The sequence below is a fragment of the Streptomyces niveiscabiei genome (assembly GCF_001419795.1).
GTDB classification, from domain to species: domain Bacteria; phylum Actinomycetota; class Actinomycetes; order Streptomycetales; family Streptomycetaceae; genus Streptomyces; species Streptomyces niveiscabiei.
Window position 1 is genome coordinate 1 of record NZ_LIRL01000841.1, and the last position, 4,183, is coordinate 4,183.

The 4,183-nt window shown below is 70.6% G+C and carries 4 protein-coding genes; 3 read left to right on the top strand and 1 reads right to left on the bottom strand.

Annotation, left to right across the window (positions count from 1 at the left end):
- Together AOK24_RS34970 and AOK24_RS34975 are read left to right on the top strand one after the other, a co-directional pair.
- Positions 1-1,333: hypothetical protein (locus tag AOK24_RS34970; RefSeq protein ID WP_055724006.1), on the top strand; the 1,333-nt coding region annotated here is incomplete at its 5' end.
- Positions 1,330-1,869 carry a hypothetical protein gene (locus AOK24_RS34975; RefSeq protein WP_159052092.1) on the top strand — a complete coding sequence of 180 codons (540 nt, stop codon included), beginning with the start codon at positions 1,330-1,332 and terminating at the stop codon, positions 1,867-1,869. The genes AOK24_RS34970 and AOK24_RS34975, both read left to right, overlap by 4 nt.
- 71 nt (positions 1,870-1,940) lie before the next feature.
- Here AOK24_RS34975 and AOK24_RS34980 read toward each other — a convergent pair whose 3' ends face one another.
- Positions 1,941-3,587 (bottom strand): M4 family metallopeptidase, encoded by a 1,647-nt coding sequence (locus tag AOK24_RS34980; RefSeq protein ID WP_055724008.1) that lies wholly within the window; start codon positions 3,585-3,587, stop codon positions 1,941-1,943.
- 71 nt (positions 3,588-3,658) lie between these two features.
- On the opposite strand from AOK24_RS34980, the gene AOK24_RS34985 reads away from it, so the two are divergent.
- On the top strand, positions 3,659-4,183 hold a 525-nt coding region (locus tag AOK24_RS34985), incomplete at its 3' end, for a gamma-glutamylcyclotransferase family protein (RefSeq protein ID WP_079057150.1).

Here is a 4,183-nt window from a genome sequence, read left to right on the forward strand (position 1 = left end):
CCCGGTCTGGACCCCGCCGGTCACCCCCCACCTGTGGGACGTGTACGGCGAGGTCCTCGCCGCCGACCTGGCGCGCAGCTCCCTCACCCCCGAGGAACGCACGCGCTACGACGCGGCGATCGACTACCTCTACGACCCGGACCCCGCCACCGGCGACCCCGTACCGTCCGCCGCGCTGCGCGCCTACCGCGCCGCCCGGCAGACCTGGACGGACGCGGACCGCGAGTACCGCCGCGCCGAGGACGCGGCCTGGATGTCCACCGACCCTGCCGCGCGCGACCGTTGGGCCCGTATCGAGGAGCCCGATCTGCGGCAGAAGCGGGACGACGCGATGGACGCGTGGCAGACGGCGGGCCGCAAGGCCGAGGTCGAGGACGCGTTGCGCGAGTCCTCCGAGCTGGCCGCCAAGTCCCCGTCCGCCACCTGGAAACGCCACCGCGACGCCTTCAACCCCAACGCGCCCGGCCAGTTCTCCACCGCCCCCAACGGCCTTTTGTACGCGCCGACTTACTACTCTCCCAGCGCCGCGCTCGACACCCCCTGGACCGAGGTCCGGCTCACCCGCGAACTCTTCCTCACCCTCGCCGACCAGGCGCCGGCCGCCTTCTCCGCAGCGCTCGGCCACCGCGCCACCGACCACTCCGTCTCCCAACTCGCCTTCGAATACCGGGTGGTGTCCGTCGTACGGCCCTGGCTGGATCCGCCGATGGACCTGTTCGGGTCCCGTGCCTGGCGATTCTCCTCCGGTGTACGGGAGTTGAGCGACGGCGGCGATCCGCCCAAGGGGCGCTGCCCCTCGTACGTGGAGTCCATCGCGCTCGCCCGCAACGTCCATCTCACCCGGGAGGCGCACACCTACTCCCCGGCCGCCGTCGCCGAGAACAACTGGCCGCCCATGGGCACCTTCGACTTCGACACCGGGCGCATGAACGTCGGCATGGACCAGGCTTCCGTGCGCTGGGAGTGGACGGGGGACGGCACAGGAGCGCAGCTCGTGCCGGGCACCGACACGGGCATCGCCGCCCTCGGCACCGTCGACTACGACACCCTCGACGGCCGCGCCCTCGACCGCCTCCGCTACCGCGACGCCCCTGTCCCCGGCACCGGCCTCGCGCCCGGCTCCGTCTTCGCCGTCCGCACCCGGCGCAAGAAGCTCGTGAAGATCCAAGTCCTCGCCTACGGACCCGAACTCGCCATCCGTGACCAGGAGTACGAGTTGACCGCATCCTCCATGGTCGCCTCCGACACGGCGCCGGACGACGTCTTCATCGCCGCGTTCGCCTGCCGGCGGCTTCCCAAGTCACCTGATCCCGACGGGGGGTTGCAGTGGTGAGCGACTGGCTGCTCCTGGGGCTGGACACCGTCTACGCCGTGCGCCTGGGGGCGGACGGGGAGCAGATGGTGGCCCGGGTGCAGCCGACATCCGCTCTCTATCGCACGGCCCGTGAACTGTACGGGGGTGCGGCCGAGTTGACGTTCCGGGTGAGCGAGGACGCGCCCTGTAGCGGGGAGTTGTTCTTCGGGCGGATGGACATGGACGCGGAGTCCTTGGGCCAGATGACGGTCGAGCTCCGCAAGATCCTGTACCGGGAGCCGCCCCCTGCTCCTCAGGAAGGTCTCCGCTATCTCCTGTTCGGCGACGACCAGTTGTTCCTGTGGCACCTGCCGGGCTCCTTCGAGCAAGGGCTGCGGGTGCGGTTCGCGGGGTGGGAGAGTCCGGTACTGGGAGTCGACGAGGTGGTGACGGTGGAGGCCTCGGGGCGGGGATCCGACGTGACGGAGCGGCTGGCGCCCGGGGAGCAGGTGGCGGCGATGGGGGCGGAGCTGATGGTGGCGGCGGAGGTGTACTTGAGAGTTGCCCGGGGGTGAGGCGTCCGGTGGGCCAGGTACCCCACCGGATTCTGTACCCCCGGGCGAGACCTCCGACAACCGACCGTCAACTAGTTGACGTTCACCGCGCTCCAAGCCGCCGCCACCGCGTTGTACTCCGCGCTGCCGTTGCCATAGAGGTCACGGGCGGCGTTGAGGGTCGCCGTCCGCGCGCCCGCGTAGTTCGTCGAGGACGTCATGTAGACCGTCAGCGCGCGGTACCAGATCGCGCCCAGCTTGGCGCGGCCGATGCCGGTGAGGGTGGAGCCGTTGTAGGTGGGCGAGTTGTAGGTGACGCCGTTGATGGTCTTCGTGCCGCTGCCCTCGGCGAGGAGGTAGGCGAAGTGGTTCGCGACGCCGGAGGAGTAGTGGACGTCGAGGCCGCCGACCGAACTGCTCCAGTAGTCGGCGGAGTTGGCGTCACGGCTGGGCCGGTCCATGTAGCGCAGGGCGTCGCGGCCGAAGCCGGGGCGGACGATCTTCTCGCCGATGAGGTAGTCGCCCTGGTCGTTGGAGTTGGCGGCGTGGAACTCGACGAGGGTGCCGAAGATGTCGGAGGTCGCCTCGTTGAGGCCGCCGGACTCGCCGGAGTACGTGAGGTTGGCGGTCTTGGAGGTCACGCCGTGGGACATCTCGTGGCCCGCGACGTCGAGGGAGACGAGGGGGCCGAGTTGCGTGCCGTCGCCGTCGCCGTAGGTCATGCAGAAGCAGCTGTCGTCCCAGAAGGCGTTGTTGTAGCCGTTGCCGTAGTGGACGCGGTTGTAGGAGCCCTTGCCGTCGTTGCCGATGCCGTTGCGGCCGTGGACGTTCTTGTAGTAGTCCCAGGTGACGTCGGTGCCGTACTGGGCGTCGACGGCGGCGGTCGCGCGGGACGCCGTAGTACCCGTACCCCAGTGGTTGTCGGCGTCGGTGAAGAGGGTCGCGGGCGCGCGGACGATGCAGATGCCGAAGATGCAGAGGTCGGTCTTGTTCTCGGCGTCGCCGGTGTACGTGTTGCCCCGGGTCGGGTCCTTGAGCTGGTATGCCGTACCGGAGAGGGTCGTCTCCAGCGGGACCGTACCCCCGTAGAGGGACTGCCCGTCACCGGCCGCCGTCTCGATCGCGTCCCAGGCGTCGATCTGGGCCCCGGTCCGCGCGTCGGTGACGACGGTGCGGGCGACCGGGTTGCCCTGGGCGTCGAGGCCGACGGCGTCGGTCTTCCAGGCGAGCTTCGGCGCCCCGTGCAGGGCGTCGACGACGAGCTGCGGCTTGGCCTTGGCCTGCCGGACCCCGGCGCCGAGGTGTGCGGCCCGCAGCGCGTTCACCGCCTTGTCGGCGGCGTCGGACGCGGGCACGGCCGGGGTGATGGTGGCCAGCGTGATGGTGCCGCGGCTCGCGCGGTCGGCGTCGCGGTACGCGCCGTCGGGTGCGAGGTGGACCACGAAGTCGCCGCCCAGCACCGGGAGTTGCCGGTACGTACGGTCGTAACGGACGTGCTGCGTACCGTCCTTGTCGACGACCACGTCACGAACGCTCGTGCCCTGCGCCGAGTTGATGCCGAGACTCGCGGCCCGGTCGGCCACGGCGCTCGCCGCGTTGTCGATCGCCTGGGCGCGGGTGGGTCTGTCGGCCGCGTCGGCCACGGGGCTCAGCACCGCGGCCATCAGGGTCGCCGTGGTGGCGGCTATGCCGGCCGCGGCGAGACGGGAACCTCGGACGTGCTGCCGTAAGGGGCTCATCGGTCTCCTCGGGGGCGCGTAGTGGGGATGGCGCTGACGTCGACTGCGATTTATAGGCGCCGCGACTTGTCATGTCCATAGCGCGCTCACAGCGACGGCCGGGAGACAATCCCCCTGTGACCCCCGTGCCCCTCCCCTTCTTCGTCTACGGCACCCTGCGCCCCGGCGAGACCAACCACGCCCTGTTCCTGTCCGGCCGCACCCTCACCGAGGAGCCCGCGCGCCTGACCGGCGCGGTGCTGTACGACGGCCCGGGGTACCCGTACGCCGTGGAGGCACCCGGCGGACCGATATACGGCGACCTCGTCACCGTCGCCCCCGAGTACTACCCGGCTAGCCTCCACGAGCTGGACGCCCTGGAGGAATACCGGGCGGACGACCCGGACAGCCCGTACCTGAGAGTTAGCCGGGACGTAGTACGAGCCCGTAGCTCCGAAGTCGTACGCGCCTGGGTGTACGTCGCCGGCCCTCGTATCTCCACCCGCCTCCGCGCCACCGGCACCCTCATCGAGACCGGCGACTGGCTCACCCGGCACCGACCTGACGGCGCATCGGTCACCCGTTCACCCCTCCCCGGCAAGGATTTCCCCACCCCC

Bases quoted from the DNA above. Each gene is read 5' to 3' on its own strand.
- AOK24_RS34980 (WP_055724008.1), bottom strand. From the start codon at position 3,587: ATGAGCCCCTTACGGCAGCACGTCCGAGGTTCCCGTCTCGCCGCGGCC.